Annotated in this window: 16 protein-coding genes; 4 read left to right on the plus strand and 12 right to left on the minus strand. The window is 72.7% G+C overall.

The window, feature by feature from the left end:
* Nucleotides 1–128: 128 nt before the first annotated feature.
* The 5 genes from AB0411_RS03600 to AB0411_RS03620 all read right to left on the minus strand — a co-directional run bounded on the left by AB0411_RS03600 (nucleotide 129) and on the right by AB0411_RS03620 (nucleotide 4,722).
* Nucleotides 129–1,052, minus strand: coding sequence for an LLM class F420-dependent oxidoreductase (locus AB0411_RS03600; RefSeq protein ID WP_366415517.1), 924 nt, complete (start codon nucleotides 1,050–1,052; stop codon nucleotides 129–131).
* Nucleotides 1,053–1,452: 400 nt separating this feature from the next.
* Nucleotides 1,453–1,908: a DUF6099 family protein gene (locus tag AB0411_RS03605; RefSeq protein ID WP_366415518.1), complete on the minus strand. Its 456-nt coding sequence runs from the start codon at nucleotides 1,906–1,908 to the stop codon at nucleotides 1,453–1,455.
* Between the two features lie 543 nt (nucleotides 1,909–2,451).
* Nucleotides 2,452–2,811 carry a nucleotide pyrophosphohydrolase gene (locus AB0411_RS03610; protein ID WP_366415519.1) on the minus strand — a complete coding sequence of 120 codons (360 nt, stop codon included), beginning with the start codon at nucleotides 2,809–2,811 and terminating at the stop codon, nucleotides 2,452–2,454.
* Nucleotides 2,808–4,277: a biotin transporter BioY gene (locus AB0411_RS03615; protein WP_366415520.1), complete on the minus strand. Its 1,470-nt coding sequence runs from the start codon at nucleotides 4,275–4,277 to the stop codon at nucleotides 2,808–2,810. The genes AB0411_RS03610 and AB0411_RS03615 overlap by 4 nt, the downstream gene beginning before the upstream one ends.
* 58 nt (nucleotides 4,278–4,335) lie before the next feature.
* Nucleotides 4,336–4,722 (minus strand): cell division protein SepF, encoded by a 387-nt coding sequence (locus AB0411_RS03620; RefSeq protein WP_366415521.1) that lies wholly within the window; start codon nucleotides 4,720–4,722, stop codon nucleotides 4,336–4,338.
* Nucleotides 4,723–4,940: 218 nt separating this feature from the next.
* Between AB0411_RS03620 and AB0411_RS03625 the strand changes: the two genes are divergently transcribed.
* Nucleotides 4,941–6,098 carry a magnesium and cobalt transport protein CorA gene (locus AB0411_RS03625; protein WP_366415522.1) on the plus strand — a complete coding sequence of 386 codons (1,158 nt, stop codon included), beginning with the start codon at nucleotides 4,941–4,943 and terminating at the stop codon, nucleotides 6,096–6,098.
* A gap of 480 nt (nucleotides 6,099–6,578) precedes the next feature.
* On the opposite strand, the gene AB0411_RS03630 is transcribed toward AB0411_RS03625, so the two are convergent.
* Nucleotides 6,579–6,884 carry a hypothetical protein gene (locus AB0411_RS03630; RefSeq protein WP_366415523.1) on the minus strand — a complete coding sequence of 102 codons (306 nt, stop codon included), beginning with the start codon at nucleotides 6,882–6,884 and terminating at the stop codon, nucleotides 6,579–6,581.
* A gap of 508 nt (nucleotides 6,885–7,392) precedes the next feature.
* On the opposite strand from AB0411_RS03630, the gene AB0411_RS03635 reads away from it, so the two are divergent.
* A complete protein-coding gene (locus tag AB0411_RS03635) occupies nucleotides 7,393–7,782 on the plus strand; it encodes a VOC family protein (protein WP_366415524.1) in 390 nt (129 codons plus the stop codon).
* A gap of 183 nt (nucleotides 7,783–7,965) precedes the next feature.
* On the opposite strand, the gene AB0411_RS03640 is transcribed toward AB0411_RS03635, so the two are convergent.
* The 5 genes from AB0411_RS03640 to AB0411_RS03660 form a co-directional block, all read right to left on the minus strand.
* Nucleotides 7,966–9,363, minus strand: a complete 1,398-nt coding sequence (locus AB0411_RS03640; protein ID WP_366415525.1) for a DUF2079 domain-containing protein — start codon at nucleotides 9,361–9,363, stop codon at nucleotides 7,966–7,968.
* A 378-nt stretch (nucleotides 9,364–9,741) separates the two neighbouring features.
* On the minus strand, nucleotides 9,742–10,605 hold the full coding sequence (locus AB0411_RS03645; RefSeq protein ID WP_366415526.1) for an ABC transporter permease: 864 nt from the start codon (nucleotides 10,603–10,605) through the stop codon (nucleotides 9,742–9,744).
* The gene (locus AB0411_RS03650; protein ID WP_366415642.1) at nucleotides 10,565–11,512 is read right to left on the minus strand and encodes an ATP-binding cassette domain-containing protein; all 948 of its coding nucleotides are present in this window, start codon (nucleotides 11,510–11,512) and stop codon (nucleotides 10,565–10,567) included. The genes AB0411_RS03645 and AB0411_RS03650 overlap by 41 nt, the downstream gene beginning before the upstream one ends.
* A 695-nt stretch (nucleotides 11,513–12,207) precedes the next feature.
* Nucleotides 12,208–13,770, minus strand: a complete 1,563-nt coding sequence (locus tag AB0411_RS03655; protein WP_366415527.1) for a PTS ascorbate transporter subunit IIC — start codon at nucleotides 13,768–13,770, stop codon at nucleotides 12,208–12,210.
* Nucleotides 13,771–13,871: 101 nt separating this feature from the next.
* The gene (locus AB0411_RS03660; protein WP_366415528.1) at nucleotides 13,872–14,753 is read right to left on the minus strand and encodes a PTS sugar transporter subunit IIA; all 882 of its coding nucleotides are present in this window, start codon (nucleotides 14,751–14,753) and stop codon (nucleotides 13,872–13,874) included.
* A 180-nt stretch (nucleotides 14,754–14,933) separates the two neighbouring features.
* Between AB0411_RS03660 and AB0411_RS03665 the strand changes: the two genes are divergently transcribed.
* Nucleotides 14,934–16,094, plus strand: coding sequence for a hypothetical protein (locus AB0411_RS03665; protein WP_366415529.1), 1,161 nt, complete (start codon nucleotides 14,934–14,936; stop codon nucleotides 16,092–16,094).
* Nucleotides 16,095–16,143: 49 nt separating this feature from the next.
* Nucleotides 16,144–16,677 (plus strand): hypothetical protein, encoded by a 534-nt coding sequence (locus tag AB0411_RS03670; protein WP_366415530.1) that lies wholly within the window; start codon nucleotides 16,144–16,146, stop codon nucleotides 16,675–16,677.
* Nucleotides 16,678–16,750: 73 nt separating this feature from the next.
* On the opposite strand, the gene AB0411_RS03675 is transcribed toward AB0411_RS03670, so the two are convergent.
* On the minus strand, nucleotides 16,751–17,974 hold the full coding sequence (locus AB0411_RS03675; RefSeq protein WP_366415531.1) for a PP2C family protein-serine/threonine phosphatase: 1,224 nt from the start codon (nucleotides 17,972–17,974) through the stop codon (nucleotides 16,751–16,753).
* Nucleotides 17,975–18,098 lie beyond the last annotated feature (124 nt).

Below are 18,098 nucleotides of genomic sequence, written 5' to 3' on the forward strand. Positions count from 1 at the left end.
ATCGGCTCGGACTTCAGCTCATCTCAGCCCACCGCACCCCCCTCCCTGCCCGGCTCAGCTCGTCTCTGCCCACGCTGCTCGCCTCTGCCCACGCTGCTCGTCTCTGCTCAGCCCTGCCCCTCTCCAACTCAGCTCAGCTGCGACTGCACCTGCGCGGAGATCAACTCGAGGTGGTCGAGATCGTCCAGGTCCAGCATCTGCAGGTAGACACGGGACGCACCGATCGCGGCGTAGCGTCCGATCTTGTCGACGACCTCGGCGGGTGAGCCGGCAAGGCCGTTGGCCTTCAGCTCGTCCACGTTCCGCCCTATGGCCGCGGCCCGTCGCGCCACCTCGGCATCGTCCCTGCCGACACAGGCGACGAGCGCATTGGAGTACACCAGCTCATCGCCCTTGCGCCCGGCGACTTCGGCGGCCGCCCGCACCCGCCCGAACTGGCGCTCGCTGTCTTCGAGCGAGGCAAAGGGGATGTTGAACTCGTCGGCGTACTGCGCCGCCAGCCGCGGTGTACGCGTCGCACCGTGGCCGCCGACCAGCACCGGCACCTTTCCCTGCGCGGGCTTGGGCAGCGCAGGCGAATTCTCCAGGCGGTAGTAGGTCCCGTCGTAGCTGAACTCCTGTCCTGTCTCGGTGGCCCACAGCCCGGTGACGATCGCCAGCTGCTCCTCGAGCCGTGCGAACTTCTCCTTGGGGAACGGAATGCCGTAGGCCTTGTGCTCCTCCTCGAACCAGCCGGCACCGAGGCCGAGTTCGATGCGGCCGCCGGACATCTGGTCGACCTGGGCCACCTGGATGGCCAGCACGCCCGGCAGCCGGAAGGTGCCCGCCGTCATGAGCGTCCCGAGGCGGATGCGCCGGGTCTCGCGCGCCAGGCCCGCCAGGGTGATCCAGGCGTCGGTCGGTCCGGGCAGCCCGTCGACATTACCCATCCGCAGATAGTGGTCCGATCGGAAGAACGCGTCGAAGCCGAGGTCCTCGGTAGCTTTGGCGACTTTCAGAAGAGTGTCGTAGGAAGCCCCTTGCTGGGGCTCGGTGAAAATGCGTAGCTCCATACCTCCATCCTGCGCTCCGAGCGGCGAACCAACCGTCGGAGGCGTGTCGAGCACCGGGTCGGGTCAAGCCGGAGCAGATCAGCCCAGGTCAGGGCAGATCGGGGTAGGTCAGGCCAGTGAAGGTGGTATGACCTGGTCAGATCGGGTCACTTCTTGCCTGCGGGGGCCACGACGGCAAGGAGAAAGAGGTGGCGGCGAGGTCGATGAGACGGGCGACGGGGACGGCGTGGGCGCGCGTCGAGGTGGCAAGTGCGAGGCCGGGTGCGGGTGCCGGGGGCCAGATGCGGGTGCCGTGGCGGGGATGCGGGCGTCGGGCGTGAGCGCTCCCCGGCCCTCGGTCGGTGAGACACCGCTCGGGACGTACGTACCGCGCGGGCGCGGAGGGTTCAGTGCTGTTTACTCAGGCAGGGTTCCGGTCGCGCACCTCCAGCTTTTCCAGTATCCCGGCCACCCGGTCCCTCGCTTCGTCGACCGTGTCCATGGCCTCGACGCAGGTCCAGTACATCCCCTCCTCATCGGCGAGCAGCACCACGCTCACCAGCGCTTCGCACACTTCGCTCAGCAGTCGGCACAGGCCGGCTAAAGCCTCCTTGACGTCCCGCACTTCGGACAGCTGAGCCGCCCGCAGCCCGCCGGTGACCGATGCCGGGCACAGCAGTCCCCCGCTGAACCGCCCGCCCGCGTCGCCCAGCCCTCGCGCTCTGGACCGCACTTCGTACGGCCCGAATATCGCGAGATGGCTGCCGACCGCCTCCGCCAAGGCCTGCGCCTGCCACGCCTCGGCGATCACTCCCTGCACCGTGTTCGCCTCGGCAAGACCGCGCCGGCTTGCCGCGATGATCCGCACCGCGTCCATCCGCTCCCTCCTCTCCTTGTCATTCGCATGCACCCTGCACTCTTTCCACTACCCAGAGTGAGGGTGAACACCCAAAAAAGCCAGAGGAATTCGCAAATCTGTGGACAACCAAGGCGATGTGGAAAGATCCATGACTCCGAAGAGTGACGACGGACGACGCCGGGCGCGCTCCCACCCCTTACGCCACAGCTCCCCCACCTTTCACGCGCCCTGCACATGTCACGCGAAACGCCCCGAAGAGGGCACCACGGGAGGCCTCCGGCGGAAGAAGAGGCCGGATGGCGGCCAGGAGGTGGATCGGGGAGCCGGACCGGGAGGCGGGGCGGGGAGCCGGACCGGGAGACGCGACGGGGAGCCGGACCGGGAGTCGCAGCGGGAAGGCGGGCCGGACAAGCCGGAAGCCCCCCGAGAGGGCACCCCCTACCCGACGACGGGGCGGAGACCACCGCCCCCGCCCCGCCAACCCCCGCCAACCCCCGCCGGCCGCGCCTTACGCGCCCTACGCGCCCCCGTGCCTACACCCCGCCCCTACTCCCCCACCCGCTACTCCTCCCCCTCCCGCGGGCGGTCCGGCCGTGCCGAGCGGACTGCCGGGAAGCGCGACTCATTGCGCTCGATCTTCGCGGCGAGCGCCGCCAGCGCGTCGATCCCCAGCGCCTCGCAGAACTGCAGCAGGTACGCCAGCACGTCCGCGACCTCGTCCTCGACCCGGCCGGCCTTCCGCGGATCCGCCATCACCTTCGCCGACTCGTCCGGTGTCAACCACTGGAAGATCTCGACGAGTTCAGCCGCCTCCACGCTCAGCGCCGCGGCCAGGTTCTTGGGCGTGTGGTATTGCTGCCAGTCCCGTGCCGCCGCGAACTCGGCCAGGCGTCGCTGCAGCGCATGAAGATCCTCGCTCATGCCTCCAGGTGTAGCACCTGTACGCCGGACAGCCCGTCGGCGACCGAGGGGTCCCGTACCGTCCCCAGCAGCCGCACATGTCCGCGCTCGGTCATCCGCACGGCCAGCGACACCAGCTCACGCGCCTGCCGGTGGTCCAGGCAGCGGTCCATCCCGTCCGCCATCACCGTCATCTGCTGATGGGCCGACGGGACCTCCCCGACCGGGTCCATGGCCAGCACGTCCGGCCCGGTGAGCAGCACCAGCGCCAGGGCGAGGAACCGCAGCTCGCCATCGCCGAGCTGCTCGACGGGCAGCTCGCCCAGTTCGCCCCGGTCGAGGACGGCACGCACGCCTGCCGCGCCAACGGCCCCGGGCGCGCCGTGCGTCCCCGCTGCCCCACCGCGTTCCACCGCCGCAGGCGCGTCGGCGGCCCCGTCTCCCGCCGCGCCCGGCTGCCGCGGCACCGCACGCAGCCCCTCGACGGGACCGGCGCACGCCTCCCGTACCGCCGCGACCAGCGCCGCATGCCGCCGCGCACACTCCAGGCTCGTACGGTGCAACACCGTGGGCAGGTTGTCGCAGGCCGACCGCAGCCGCCTCTCGTCGCGCGGCTCCCCCGCCTCGCGGCCCCAGCCGCCCGCCTCGCCGCCGCCCGTCTTGCGGCCCCGCGTACCCCAGGCCACTCCGGCCCCTGCGGCACCACCCGCCCCGCCTGATCCTCGCGCCGTCCCGGACCCGACCGCCGATTTCCCGCGCCCGGCCCCCGGTCCGCCACCGCGGCCGCCCCCGCGCGCGCCGGCGGCACGCCCCGCGCCGCCCCCGGCGTCACCGGCCGCCCCCGTACCGCGCACCCCCGCGCCCCGCATGACCTCCGGCCGCGGATCGCACACGAACGCCGACCGCAGGGCGACCACCACCTGTTCCGCCGCGGCCAGCACCAGCCGCTGCCCCGCCGTCTTGCCCGCGACCCGCAACGGCAGCAGCGAGGTACCGAGCCGGTCGTCGGGCAGCGGGGCGCGGGTCACGGGGGACGCACCGGCGGTGTGCCAGGCGGCCTGGACCGCGGGGCGGGTGGGGTCGGTGAGGGCGGTGGTCAGCAGCGTCTCGCCGCAACCGGTCAACCGTTCGCCGACGATACGGAGTTCGGGCTCGGCCTGGACGGCGAGGTCGAGGCTGACGCGGCCGACCGGGCCGTCGACCGTGCAGCCGATGCGGAACCCGCGCCGCCCCTGTTCATCGGGGCGCGCCCCGGCCGGCACACAGGCCGCCGGGCTGCCCGCCACCTCCCCCACCGCCCGCGCCAGCGACTCCCCGCTGCCGAGCCGGGCGAGGATCTCGTACGCCTGCAGCGCACTGGACTTGCCGCTTCCGCTCCCCCCGCTCAACAGGGTCAGCGGACCGAGCGGCAGGGTGACGCCGCGATGGGACTTGAAGGCGGACAGCCGTAACTCGGTGACCGCCGGCCGCACACTGTCGGAATTCATGCAGGGACGCTATGCAGCGCCCCGGCCGGAGAACCGTTACGCCCAACAGCTCTTCCTACTAACGGGGGACAGTTCCTGCCGCCTCCTCTGCGACCTCGGTGCCGAGCGGCGCCAACAGGAAGACGTTGGTGTCGACGCGGTGCATGCCGCTGCCGAGCCCGAAGACGACGCCGCTGGAGAAGTCCAGGATGCGCTTGGCGACATCGCCGTCGGCGCTGCTGAGGTCCAGCAGGACCGGGATCTGCGCCATCAGGTACTCGGCGACCTCGCGGGCATCCGCGAAGGTCTGGACGCGGATGACGATGAACCGCCGCGCCTCCTGCGCCGGCTCCTCCTCGGGGAGAGCACGGTGATCGGGCCAGGAAGGCCATTCACTGCTGCCACGGAGCGGGACGACCTCGGCCAGCCCTTCCCACTGCTCGTCGGTGGCATCGGGGCCGTTCACCGAATCACCTCACCTGGGAGAGCGCTGGCTGTCTGGGGTATCTGCATCGCACAATTCTAGAGATAAACATACAAACCTCGGCGGACGCGACACACACCGCGCCACGCCCCGATCCATCCTGCACCATGCCCGCTGACCTGTTCCGACTTCCGCGGCAGATATCCTCCGTCGAGATTCTGTGTGCCTGTTCATCCCCAGTGACGGAGGTGGGTGCTGTCGTGGGCTCTGAGCCTCCCGGCCGGCGGCCGCGCGGTCTGCGCGGCCTGCGCAAGCCCGCCAAGAAGCGGCCCGCAGGGCCGACGCCCGCCGCGCCCCCGGACGAGTCCGGCACGACCGAGCGGCCGGCCGAAAGCACCAGCAGCGTCATCAACGCGGTCCTCTACCGCGACGGACGCCGGGTCAGCACCCATGACACGCTCGCCGAGGCGTTCCGGCAGCAGCGCGCCACCTCCGGCACCCTCGCCTGGATCGGCCTGCACCGCCCCAGCCGCGACGAACTCCTCACCCTGGCCTCGGAGTTCGACCTGCACCCGCTTTCCGTCGAGGACGCGCTGGAGGCCCACCAGCGCCCCAAGCTGGAGCGCTACGGCGGCACCCTCTTCGTCGTCCTGCGGGCCGCGCGCTACCTCGACGACCCCGAGGAGGTCGACTTCGGGGAGCTGCACGTCTTCGTCGGCCGCGACTTCGTGCTCACCGTGCGGCACGGCGGCGCCCCCGACCTCTCGGCCGTACGCGCACGCATGGAGGACACCCCCGAGCTCCTCAAGCGCGGCCCCGAGGCCGTTCTCTACGCCATCCTCGACGCCGTCGTCGACGGCTACGCGCCCGTCGTCGCCGGCGTCCAGAACGACATCGACGAGATCGAGACCGAGGTCTTCGGCGGTGACCCCCGGGTCTCCCGGCGCATCTACGAACTCTCCCGCGAGGTGGTGGAGTTCCAGCGCGCCACCCGCCCGCTGAACGGCATGCTGGAGAGCCTGACCGCGGGCTTCGAGAAGTACGCCATCGACGAAGAGCTGCGCCGCTATCTGCGCGACGTGGCCGACCACGCCCTGCACACCACCGACCGCGTGGACGGCTTCCGGCAGGCCCTGCAGGACATCCTCGCCGTCAACGCGACCCTGGTGAACCAGCAGCAGAACGCCGAGATGCGGGCCCTGGCCGAGGCCGGCTTCGAACAGAACGAGGAGATCAAGAAGATCTCCTCCTGGGCAGCCATCCTCTTCGCCCCGACCCTGGTCGGCACCATCTACGGCATGAACTTCGACCACATGCCGGAGCTGCACTGGGTGTTCGGGTACCCCTTCGCCATCGTGCTGATGGCGATCGTCTGCACCAGCCTGTACGTCATCTTCAAGCGGCGGGACTGGCTCTGAGCCGTCGTCGCGAGGGGCGCTCGTCGGTGATCAGGGGGTGCGGGGCCGGACCGTCCCTTCGCTTCTCCCGCAGCCGAGGCCGGTTTCGGCCGGGGCGAAAAGTCCTAGCCGCGTGTGGCACGGGCCAGCGAGTCGGACACCCGGGCGGGCCGGGACGGCGAGCCGCGGCAGGGGCCCGAGGGCGCGTCCGCACCGGCCCGTTGGGTCGCCCTTGGGCGCCACGCCCTGGCCACCCCGGACCGCGCCTTCACCGCCCCGCACAGTCGTTGCCTCGTCGCGCCGGGGCTGCCGCTGCGCCACAGGGACGGCAGCAACTACCGGACGGTGCACCGTCACAGGGGCCAAAGAGCATCGGTCCGGCCCGTTCCCCGCGACGCAGAGGCCGGAGGCCGCCCCCCGGGAAGGGCGCGGCCTCCGTCTAGGGCATCACGCCGTCAGTGCGCTCTGTGCTCTGCGCCCTCGTGCCGGCGGGGCGCCGCGTCAGACGTCCTCCGCGCCGGAGGCGAGACGCCGGGCCAGGCGGCGGCCCTCGTAGCGCTCCTTGCGGTTGCTGGTCCTGGCCATCTCCTGCCGTTCCCTCACACAGCCGCGGGCCTGGCAGCCCGCGCAGCACGTGCCGCCGAACAGCAGGGCGCCGGGGTCCTCCCAGCGGCAGCGGGTGCCGGTGGCCTCCCGCGTCGGGTGGGGCGGCAGGTCACAGCCGCCGTAGCGGTGGTCGTGGACCTGCCGGGGGTTGTGCTCGGCGTGGCGCACCCACAGCGGCTTGGTCCGGTCCGTACGGGACATCTCGTTCCTTCCGGAACCGCCGCCCGTGCTCCCGGACCGTCCGGGCGGGCGGCCGGGTTCGCCACTTCACGGCGACCACGCACTCCTTCCTGCTCATGCGACACGCTCCTTCCTGCGCCCGCGAGGGGACGCGAAGCCGGGGGCACGCCCCGGACGAGGCGCCTTCCGCGGATGCGGAAAGCCTTCCAGGCTATGGGGAGCTGCGAGGAGCCACAAGAACTCACCCGGCATGCAGGCGAATTGGCCGGCGGGGCGCTCCGCTGACTGTGGCGTTCAGGCGACGGTCACGAAGGCGGGACCGCCCAAGAACGCGGCCCGGGAGGCGGTGTCCCCGCGGCGGGTGGAGGCGGACCCCGGGTACGGGACAGCAGACGGCCGCCGCAGCTCGGTGACCGTACGGCACTGGCAGCGGAGCATCCGCGGCGATTAGGGTCTGCAGCGGCATCGCGTGTCGGTCACCGGCCGGGTGAGGCATGGAGGTGCCGGGAGATGCCCTCGGAGGCATTCCTTGTCAGTCGAGTTCAATCACACGATCGTCCATGCCCGGGACAACCGGGAGTCCGCAGAGTTCTTCGCCGGTCTGCTCGGTCTGGAGATCACGGCCGAGTGGGGCCCGTTCATCGCCGTCGGCCTGAGCAACGGCGTCACCCTGGATTTCGCCACGATCCCGGCGGAGCGGATCGCCCCGCAGCACTACGCCTTCCTGATCTCCGAGGCGGAGTTCGACGCGGCGTACGCGCAGATCAGGCAGCGTGGCATCGAGCACTGGGCCGACCCCCACCAGCAGCAGCCCGGCACGATCAACCACAACGACGGCGGCCGCGGCGTCTACTTCTTGGAGCCGGCGGGCCACGCCATGGAACTGATCACCGTGCCGTACGGCGGCTGGACCTCATAGGGGGGTGCGCCGAGGGCCGCGCACCGGCGCGGCGTGCGGCCCTCGGCTGCCGAGCGTGCGCGGGCCGGTCGCCGAAGGCCCTGCACGACATTCCTCGTCGGCGAGGCGCAAGCCGATTCGGATGCGGCCCATTCCATGCCGTGGGGCTGCAGAGCGGCCAGGTCTCTGCGGTGGCCACGGACGTCACCCCCTCCGCAGCAAGGTGATGCCGTCCTCCTCGGCGACCTGAACGTAGCCGTGGGTGCGGTAGAGGCGCAGCATGCGGTGGGTCTGTGCCACGGGGCAGGGGGTTTTGACGGTCGGGTCGTGCCGGTCGGAGACGACCCAGTCGGGCGGGGCGGCGGGGAGGGCGGTGGGGGCGGCGGGGTCGGGGCCGGTGCCGAAGCAGACCAGGCTGACGGTGGTGCGGCCGGTCAGCAGCGGGGCCAGTCGGTTCGAGGAGGCGACGGTGGCGCCGTCGGGGATGCGCGCCAACAGCCGTTTCGCCGTGCGGACATGGGCGGGGGTCCGCCAGGCCGAAGGGAGGACCAGGTCGTGGAGCGGATAGACCGCGACGGTGACGGCGGTGAAGGCGGCGGAGAAGGCAAGGGCCTTGCGGCGCCTGCGGGGTGGCACGATAGCGGGCCGTCGGTGGAGCACATCGATGAGGCCGGCGAAGACGAGTGGCATCAGGATGGCGTTGTAGTGGAAATTCGGTTGCCAGTAGTGCTCGTTGCCGGCCAGTAGCCGCCAGGCGAGAGTGGGGACGCACAGCAGGGTCAGAGGGGAACGCAGGCCGAGGAACGCGGTGGGTGCGGCCAGCATGAACAGCAGCAGCCATTTCATCGGCGGCCAGAACAGGTGCAGTCCGAGGGACAGGAGGCCGGCGGGGCCGCCGGCGGAGGATGTCCGGCCCGGCATCTGCTGCCAGTAGTCGAAGCCGCCGCGGGGATTCACGGCGGGCAGGAGGACGAGTATCTCCACCGCCGTGCCGGCCACTCCGATCAGGGCGACGGCGGCGCCGAGGAGGAGGGGGAAGCGTCGTTTTCCGGCCGGCTGTGCTTGCCGCTCGCGCGGGCCCTGCCAGGCGATGTAGCCGCCGATCGCGGCGAGGGTGAGTCCGAGGTCCTCTTTCACCAGGAGCAGGGGGAGCGCCCATGCCGCCGCCGCCCACCAGCGCCGTTGCCCGAGCGCGGTGACGCTGAAGGCGAGCAGCGGGACCGCGAAGCAGATTTCGTGGAAGTCCTTGGTGACTCCCGCGACCAGGCCCCATGAGGCGCCCAGCGCGCAGCCCACCGCCAGGCCGGTGGCCGGGCCGACGGCGCGGTGGGCCCAGCGGGTGAGCGGAAGGCAGGCCAGTGCCATCAGCGCGGCCTGCACCACGAGGAGGGTGACGGCGCTGGGGAAGAGGCGGTAAAGGGGGGCGATGAGGGCCAGAACGGGGTGGAAATGGTCGCCGAGGAGATTGAATCCCGGTCCCTTGAGTTCCACGACGGGTGCCTCGCCGTGCGCATAGGCGCGGATTGCCTGCTCGAATATCCCCAGGTCGTAGCCGGCGTTGAGCAGGCGATCGTTCCGGAGGACCGATACCAGGGTGTACACCGCGAAAAACAGTGCGGTGACGGTCCACGCCATCGCCCGCGGGCCGGGCAGGCGCCGTCGCCATGTGGTTCCGGGACAAGGGACTTGGCGGTCCGAGGATATTCGGGTGAACCACGCTCCCCTGGTCCGCTCCGCCGTATCCACCATCGCACCCACCGTCGTCGGCTCGGGAAAAGGAACACGGTGTACCGCCCCGGTGAGAGCGGGAGCGCGGACGCGGCAGGCAGCATTGTCGGCGGCGGCTCAGTGGCTCCCGTCCCTGCCCGGCCGGACGGCGGTACGACCGCAGGAAGGCATTCCGCGTGAGTGTAACGCCGTGTGCGCGGGGCGAGTTCGGGCCGCCGGGGGATCGCTGCGACGCGGCGGCGTGACGCCGCGTCAGCGGGCCAGGCGGCCCAGGAGCGAGGCGGCCGCGGCGATGCCCGCCGCGGCGGCGGCCACCAGCACGGCGTAGTCCAGGGCCAGATGGGCGTGGCTGCCCAGGAGGAGGCCGCGCAGGGCGTCGACCTGGTAGCTCAGGGGGTTGATCCTGCTGACCGTCTGGAGCCAGCCGGGCATGATCGCCACCGGGTAGAGGGCGTTGGAGGCGAAGAAGAGCGGCATGGTGATGGCCTGGCCGATGCCCATCAGGCGGTCACGGGTGAGCACGATCCCGGCGATCGTCATGGACAGGCAGGAGAAGAAGGCCGAGCCGAGCACCACCGCGACGGCGACGCCGAGGAGCCGCAGCGGGTTCCCGGTCAGGGCCACGCCGAGCAGCGCGGCGATGACGATCACCACGACGGCCTGGATCAGCGCCTTCACCCCGGCGGCGAAGGCCTTTCCGGCGATCAGGGCGGCGCGCGGAGTGGGCGTGACCAGCAGCTTGGTGAGGATGCCGGCGTCCCGTTCCCAGATGATCATGATGCCGTAGAAGATCGCGATGAACATCGCGGACTGGGCGATGATGCCGGGCGCCAGATAGTCGATGTACGGCACGCCGCCGGTCGGGATGGCCTTGATACGGGTGAAGGTCTCGCCGAAGACCAGCAGCCACAGGGCGGGCTGGACGGCACGGGTGTAGAGCTCGGTCCGGTCGTGGCGCAGCTTCTGCAGTTCGACCACGCACATCGCGAGGACTCTGGCGGGCACCACCCGCCAGCCGGTACGGGCCCGCGGCGGGACCAGCAGCAGGTCCAGCGGGCCGGGGCCGGCGGCCGGTTCAGCCGACCCGGTGTGCGGTGCGGCGGGTGCTCCGGACATCGCGGAAGTCTCCTGACTGCTCGTCGAGGCCGCTGCCGGCGACGTCCCGGAAGACGTCCTCCAGGGTCGGGACGGCGTCGGACGAGCGCGATGGGGCCGACGAGGAAGAGGAGGCGGCGGCCACCGAGGCGGACGAGGCCGGTGCGGGGTTGGCGGCCGGTGCGGGGGCGGCGGTGGCCGAGGGGTGCGGTGCGGTGCCGGCGGTGGGCGAGGCCGCGGCCGCGCGACGGCGGGCGTGCAGGGCGGACCGGAGCTCATCGGGGGTACCGAGGGCGCGGATGCGGCCGCGGTGCATCAGGGCGAGGCGGTCGCAGTACTGGTCGGCCTCGTCCATGTAGTGCGTGGTCACCAGGACGGTCATGCCGGTGGCGGCGCGTACGGCGTTGATGTGCTCCCAGACGCTGGTGCGGGCGATGGGGTCGAGGCCGATGGTCGGCTCGTCGAGCATCAGCAGGCGCGGCGCGCTGACCAGGGCCTGGGCGAGTTCGAGGCGGCGGATCATGCCGCCGGAGTACGTCTTGGCCAGCCGGTCGGCCGCGTCCGTGAGGCCGACGGCCTCCAGTGCCTGGGCGATGCGTGCGGCGCGCTCGCGGCGGGAGACGTCGAAGACCCGGGCGAACAGCGCGACGTTCTCGCGGCCGGTCAGCCCGGCGTCCGCGGACAGCTGCTGCGGTACGTACCCCAGCAGCCGGCGCACCGCCATCCGCTCCTTCGCCGCGTCGTGCCCGAAGACCCGCACCATGCCGGCCGGGACGGGCAGGAGGGTGGTGATACAGCGGATCGCCGTGGTCTTGCCCGCCCCGTTGGGGCCGAGCAGGCCGAAGACCTCACCGGGACGGACCGAGAGGTCGACGCCGTCCACGGCCCTGGTCTCACCGAAGGCGTAGCGCAGGGCCCGGCAGGTCACGGCGTCGGGGGCGGTCGCTTCGGGGCCACGGGCTGCCGCTCCGGGGCCCTCGGTGGTCGCGTCGGGGTCCTCGGCGGTCGTGGCCGGACCGGGGGTGGTCGCGTACGGGCCGGGAACGGTCCCGTCCACGCCGGGAGCGGTCCCGTCCGGGCCGCCGGCGGTCGCGGCCGGTCCCACGGGCCCGGGGGTGTGCGGCGCGCCGGGTGGTACCGCAGGTCCGGGCGTCGGCCCCGGCCTGTCTTCGTCGTCGCAGGTCATATGCGCTCCGCTTCGTCGTGCCGACGGTGGGCGCGCCGGTGCGGGACCGGCAGGGCCGCCGTCGGCGACGCTCGGCCGGTGTCGGGCAGGCGCGCGCCCGCGCCCGGGCCGCGGGGGCGGGAAACCACAGGGCCGGACGGTGGTCGGACCGGCCGGGAACCGGCGGCCGATGAGCCGCTGGACGCCGGCCGGCACGTCGCCCGGCGAGCCGGGGAACTCCCCCGCAGCCATGCTCCGGATTTTATCTCCGCGCAGGAGGACACGGGCCGGACGCGCGCGGCACGGGCATCGAACGGCCCAGCGGAGAACCGGGCCGGTCCGTGCCCTGCGCCCTGCGCCCGGCACACGGCACACGGCACACGGCACACGGCACACGGCACACGGGATCCTGTGCCGGTGAGGCCGGCGGGCGGGCGCCGGCCCCGGTGCGTCCCGGCTCAGCTCCCCTCGGGCGGCGGTGGCGGGGTCGGTGCCCCCGCCGGCGGCGCGAGCTTCGCGTGGACCCGGGCCGGCGCCGTGGCCGGGCCGGACGCCGCGGGGGCCGGGCGCGGCAGGACGGCGTCGCGGCGGGCGCCCGGGTCCCAGCCGGTGTCCACGACACGCTTCTGGAAGAGGACCGCCGCGCCCAGGAGTACGGCGCCGAGCGCCAGCATCAGGAACGTGCCGCCCGTGGCGCCCGCCTTGGCGGCGTTGCCGAGCAGGGTGCCGAACCAGCCGAAGTCGGCATCGCCGAAGGTCGTGTTCTCCTTGCCGAACGCCCCGAGCACCTTGAGCAGCAGCGCGGGCAGGAACGTGATCAGCACGCCGTTCAGGAAGGCGCCGACGACCGCACCGCGGCGGCCACCGGTGGCATTGCCGTAGACGCCGGCCGCGCCCCCCGTGAAGAAGTGCGGTACCAGCCCCGGCAGGACCAGCGCGAGGCCGAGCGCCGGATGGCCCACCCAGGTCAGCAGGGCGAGGCTGACCAGGCCGCCGACGAAGCTGGCGAGAAAGCCGATGAGCACCGCGTTCTGCGCGTACGGGAAGACGATCGGGGCGTCGAGGGACGGCACCGCGCCCGGCACCAGCTTGCCCGCGATGCCCTGGAACGCCGGGACCAGTTCGCCCAGGATCGTCCGGACGCCGAAGAGGATCACCGCGACCGCGATCCCGAACTGCAGGCCCTGCATGACGGACTGCATGACGTAGTTGCCGAGGTCGCCGGCCGGGCTGCCGCCGCCCGCCGCGAACGCCTTGAACGCCGTCGCCCGGCCCACGCGCGCCAGATAGGCCAGCGACATGATGACGTAGATCAGCACCATGGACAGCGCCGTGGCGACCATCGAGTCCCGCAGGAAGCGCAGGCCCTCGGGCAGCTTCATGTCCTCCGTGCTGCGGCTCCGCTTGCCGACGAGTTGTCCGGCGGCGCCCGCGACGATGTAGCCGGCGGTGCCGAAGTGGCCGATGGCGATGCTGTTGTTGCCGGTGATGCGCTTGGTCCAGGGGTGCGCGAAGGCCGGCATGGCCACCAGCAGGATGCCCAGCAGCAGGCCGCCGACGACCACCACACTCACCGAGGAGCGTCCCGAGGTCGCCAGGACCATGGTCAGCAGGGTGGCCATGAAGAGCATGTGATGTCCGGTCAGGAACACGTACCGCAGCGGGGTGAAGCGGGCCAGCAGCAGGGCGACGGCGAAGCCGAGGATCATCAGCCAGGCGACGCGCGCGCCGAACTGTGCCTGGGCGATGCCGACGATCGCCTCGTTGGTCGGGATCACGCCGTGCGCCCCGGTCGCGCCCTGGATCATGCCGCCCAGCGGGCCGAGGGAGCTGACCACCAACTGCGCCCCGGCGCCGATCAGCAGAAAGCCGAGCGTCGCCTTGAGGGCACCGCCGGCGACTTGGCCCGCGGTCTTCTTCAGTGCGAGCAGACCGGCCGCCGTGATCAGGCCGATCAGATACGCGGGTTGGCTGAGGATCTCGTTCACGAGAAACGTGGCGAGGGATATGAGCCAGTCCATGGTGGCCGTCCGTCCTCCCGGCTGGTGGTCGAGGGGGTGTCGTGTGTCAGGTGTCAGGTGTCAGGCGTGCGGGTGGGGCGTTGCAGGTCGGGCCCGAACACTCACACGTCGTAGGTGTCGCGGAGGACGCGGTCGACCTCGGGGCCGCTGGTGAAGTCCTCGACGACCTGCACCGGTACGCCGACGTCCCCCAGGGTCCTGGCGATCTCCCGGGAGGTGAGGATCGCGACGGCCTCGGACGCCTTGCCCTTGGCCGAGATGGTGTCGGTCGCCTCCACCGTCACATGGCGGGACCAGCCCCAGCGGTCGAGCACCTGCTCCAGCGTGTTCTTCAGGAAGAGACTGGTGCCCACGCCGTTGCCGCACACGGTCAGGATCTTGTGGACGGCCCGGGCGCCGCCGGACTGCTCGGGTACGGCCGGGCCGGACACCGCAGGGGCCCGGCCCGGTGCGGCCGGGTCGGGTGCGGCCCCGCCCGTTGCGGCCCGCTCGCCCTCGGCGCCCTCGTCCCCCGGCCGGTCGTCGCGCTCCCCCTCCGTCCCGGCGAGCACCGTGTGCAGCGCCTCCGGATCGGCCGCGTCCTGCAAAGCCCGCGCCGTCTCCGGGTCGGCGAGCAGTTGCGCGAGCGCGGCCATCGCCGCCGTGTGCGCCCCGGAGTCCTCGGCGGCCAGGCCCACCACCAGGTGCACCGGGTCGTTCGCCTCATGGCCGAACTCGACCGGCGTTTCCAGGCGGACCCAGCACATCCCGGTCCGGAGCACGGCGGGCGAGGGACGGGCGTGGACGAACGCGAAGCCGGGCGCGATGACGAGGTAGGGACCGTTCTCCTCGACATTGCGGATCATCTCCGCGGTGTAGATCTCGGTGGTGGCACCCGTCTCCACCAGCAGCCCGCCCGCCGTACGTATCGCGTCCCGCCAGTCCGCCACCCGGACGTCGAGGCGTACGGCCGCCGTGGGGAGAAGATCATTGAGCGCTGCCATGGCAGGGGACTCTACATACGCCCAGGTGGCCCGCACACCCATCCGGAAGCAGGAATTCCGCGGGATTTCCGCGGAACTGCCGCCCCGGCCAACGGCCTTGACAGTCGCTTCTGGGCGCAGAAGCCTGGTTCTTTCGGCAGTTGCCGGATGTCGGGTGATACCGGGGGAATCGGGGGACTCATGGTGAGGTACGCCTCTGCGCGCGCGGCGAACAGGAGAACGGCGGCGACGGGCGGACGGACGGACGCGCCCGGGGACGCGGACACGCACCCGAAGCCGGATACGTCCTCCCACACGGACGCGGCACGACCGGACGGCGGACCCCGCACCGCCACCACCACCGCCACCGCCGTCCTCCCCCACCCGGCGCGTCCGCCCCGGCGCCCGCGCGGCCAGAACCGCGCCACCGCCCTCTGCGCGGCAGCCCTCGCCCTCGCCCTGCCCCTGGCGGCCTGCTCCGCGGACGGGGGAGACAGCGACCGGGCGGGTGGCTCCAGCAGCCCGGCGGCCGGGTCGGTGCCGTCCCCCGGCCCGGCCACGACCCCGACCGCCGACCCCGCCGCCTACCGCCGTGCCCTGACCGGCGCCCTCGGGCCGCTCGACGGCGCCCTGCGTGCGGTGGACGACGCCCGCGACGGCGGGCCGCTCGGCAAGGCGCTCGACCGGGCGGCGGCCAGGGCGGACACCGCCGCCGATGCCCTGCAGTCGGCCGCCGCACCGGACGACGCCCTCGCCGGGAACGGTCAACTCGTCACCGCCCTGCGCGCGTTGGGGCAGGACCTGCGGAGCGCCCGCGGCAACGGCGGCCGCTGCGCCACCGCACCTCGCGTCGAACTCCGCACGGCCCGCAGCCCGCAGAGCATCAAGGAGGCCGGCCGCGCCCTCGCCGCCCTCGGCTACGACGTCACGCTGCGCCTGCCGCGCACGGAGCGGGCCAAGCACCGGCGGCTCGCGAACGGCGCCTTGGTCCGTGACGGCAGCCGGGGCGGTCTGGGGCGGCTGACCGTCAAGAACGGCACCGCGGGCGATGCGGTGGTGACGCTGACCCGCGGGGGCCGGACGGCGTTCTCCCTGTACGTGCGCAAGGGCTCCGAGGCGACCGTGGGCAGCGTCAACAGCGGCTCGTACACGGTGTACTTCACCACCGGCGAGGACTGGAACGGCGCGAAGAGCTCCTTCACCCGCGGGTGCAGCTTCGAGAAGTTCGACGACAGCGCGGCCTTCCGGACGGTGCGGGTGGCGGGCGGAACCCAGTACACCGTGCTGACCTTCACCCTGAACAAGGTGATCGGCGGCAATGCCCGGACGAGCACGGTGCCGCCGGAGGAGTTCCCGTCGTAGCGGCGGCCGGGGCGGGGTTGCGCCGCGGCGGCTCGGTAGGGTGCGCCGGATGGGCGACAGTACGTGGTGGACTCTGGCGATCGCGGCGGTGACCGGTGGCACGGCGGTGCTCTCCAGTTGGGTCACCAGCCGGGGCAGCGCCCGCGCCGCCAGGCTCCAGGCCGAGATCGGCGCGCGCTCGCAGCGCGCCGAGCGGCTGCGGGAGAGCCGGCGCACCGCCTACCTGGACCTGATCGAACAGGCCCACCGGATGGGCGAGTTGTTCTGGGAGATCTCCGCGACGCTGCGGATGCCGGACTCCGAGTCCCGTACTGCCGCGCTCGACGCGTTGCGGGACCGTGAGGTCGCCGAATACGCGAGGATCCGCCGCTGCGCGCGGGTCGTCGAACTGGAGGGGCCGTCCTCGGCCGCGGCGGCCGCGCTCGCCCTCCAGAAGGCGACCGGACCCTTCTACGAGGCCCTCGCGGGCGATCCGCCCGGCGGCACCGATCCCCGCGAGACCTTCGACGCCGCCTACCGCCCCTTCTGGGCGACGCTGGAGGACTTCGTGGACGCGGCGCGCGCGGCCCATCAGACGGACTGAGCCGTCCGCACGGGGTTCCGGGGACGTCCCAGCGCGGCCCCGCCGGACGGGCCCGGGCGTCGGACTGCTCCCGCTACGGCTCGCCGTCCCCGCAGGGTGCGAGGGCGAGGAGGGCGACATCGTCGTGGAAGCGACGGGTGTGGCGGGGCAGGTCGGTGTTGAGGAAGTTGATGACGTCGTCGGGAGCGGGGGCGGGCCTGCCGGTGAAGCGGTGACGGAGGCGGTCGAGGAGGGGATAGAAGGCGCCGGCGTGGTCGCGGGCCTCGATGAGGCCGTCGGTGCAGAGGAGCAGGACGTCGCCCCGGTGGAAGCGGTGGGTGTAGGCGACGGGGTCCTCGCCGGCCAGGGCGCCGAGGCCGAGCGGGAGGGCGGGCGGACCGGTGAGGGCCGTCACCTCGCCGCCGGAGATCAGGACCGGCTCGATGTGCCCCTGGTTGACGATGGTGACGCGGTGGGCCGGGGCGTCGTACTCGACGAGCACGGCGGTGACGAACAGCTCGTCGTCGGGGAGCTCTTCGGCCTCGCGCCTCAGGCGCCGTTCCATACGGGCGGCCACGGCCGGCAGGTCCCCGGGGTCGTGGACGGCCTCGCGGAAGCTGCCGAGGATGTCGGCGACCGTGCGCACGGCCTGGAGCCCCTTGCCCCGGACGTCACCGATGATGGCGCGCTCGCCCCACTGCGTGGCACGGATGTCGTAGAGGTCGCCACCGACCATGGAGCCGACCTCGCCGGACCGGTAGAGACCGGCGGCGAGCACCCGTCCGACCCGGTGCGGCACCGGGCGCAGCAGGGTACGCATCAGCGCCTCGGCCACCGAGTTGGCCCGCACCAGGTGCTGTTCCTGGCGTCGGCGGTGGGCCGCCAGGGCCACGCCGAGGAGGCCGACGAGGCCGGTGGCGACATAGGCGGCGACATGGTGGGTCTCCCACTGCTGGTGGAGGTTGTGGCCGGTGCAGCAGGGGGTGCCGGCCACCACGCCTTCCAGCACGACGGCCACGACCGTGTACGCCGCGACGCCGACCGGGCCGAGGGCGTACGCGGCGATCACCGGCAGGGCGATGAGCAGGAAACTCACGGCCCACGGGGTGGGGCTGGCGGCCTCCAGCAGCATGACGAACGCGATGTAGCCGGCGGGCAGCCAGCGCATCCATGCCGGGGGCCGGGGCACGGCGAGACCGCTGTGGTCCGCGATCTCGGCGCGCCGCCGGCCCCCGCGTGCCGCACCCGGCGGGCGGTCCGGTCCCCTGCCGTCCCCACGACCGTTCCGCTGGAAGATCCGCTCACCCCACCTGTCCACCCGGGCTCCCGACGCGGCCGCGATCAAGACAGCACAGCCTGACGCGGCCGGAGGGCCCGGCCCGGCCATTACGCCGTCTGCGGCATGTCCCGGGCGGGGGGCGGGACGGGTGCGGCGGAGCGAG

It is taken from the genome of Streptomyces angustmyceticus (assembly GCF_040701845.1).
GTDB classification, from domain to species: domain Bacteria; phylum Actinomycetota; class Actinomycetes; order Streptomycetales; family Streptomycetaceae; genus Streptomyces; species Streptomyces angustmyceticus_A.

What these genes read in the sequence shown, in the direction of transcription:
- AB0411_RS03600 (WP_366415517.1), bottom strand. Translation starts at nt 1,052, where the DNA reads ATGGAGCTACGCATTTTCACCGAGCCCCAGCAAGGGGCTTCCTACGAC.
- AB0411_RS03605 (WP_366415518.1), bottom strand. Translation starts at nt 1,908, where the DNA reads ATGGACGCGGTGCGGATCATCGCGGCAAGCCGGCGCGGTCTTGCCGAG.
- AB0411_RS03610 (WP_366415519.1), bottom strand. Translation starts at nt 2,811, where the DNA reads ATGAGCGAGGATCTTCATGCGCTGCAGCGACGCCTGGCCGAGTTCGCG.
- AB0411_RS03615 (WP_366415520.1), bottom strand. Translation starts at nt 4,277, where the DNA reads ATGAATTCCGACAGTGTGCGGCCGGCGGTCACCGAGTTACGGCTGTCC.
- AB0411_RS03630 (WP_366415523.1), bottom strand. Translation starts at nt 6,884, where the DNA reads ATGTCCCGTACGGACCGGACCAAGCCGCTGTGGGTGCGCCACGCCGAG.
- AB0411_RS03645 (WP_366415526.1), bottom strand. Translation starts at nt 10,605, where the DNA reads ATGTCCGGAGCACCCGCCGCACCGCACACCGGGTCGGCTGAACCGGCC.
- AB0411_RS03655 (WP_366415527.1), bottom strand. Translation starts at nt 13,770, where the DNA reads ATGGACTGGCTCATATCCCTCGCCACGTTTCTCGTGAACGAGATCCTC.
- AB0411_RS03660 (WP_366415528.1), bottom strand. Translation starts at nt 14,753, where the DNA reads ATGGCAGCGCTCAATGATCTTCTCCCCACGGCGGCCGTACGCCTCGAC.
- AB0411_RS03665 (WP_366415529.1), top strand. Translation starts at nt 14,934, where the DNA reads ATGGTGAGGTACGCCTCTGCGCGCGCGGCGAACAGGAGAACGGCGGCG.
- AB0411_RS03670 (WP_366415530.1), top strand. Translation starts at nt 16,144, where the DNA reads ATGGGCGACAGTACGTGGTGGACTCTGGCGATCGCGGCGGTGACCGGT.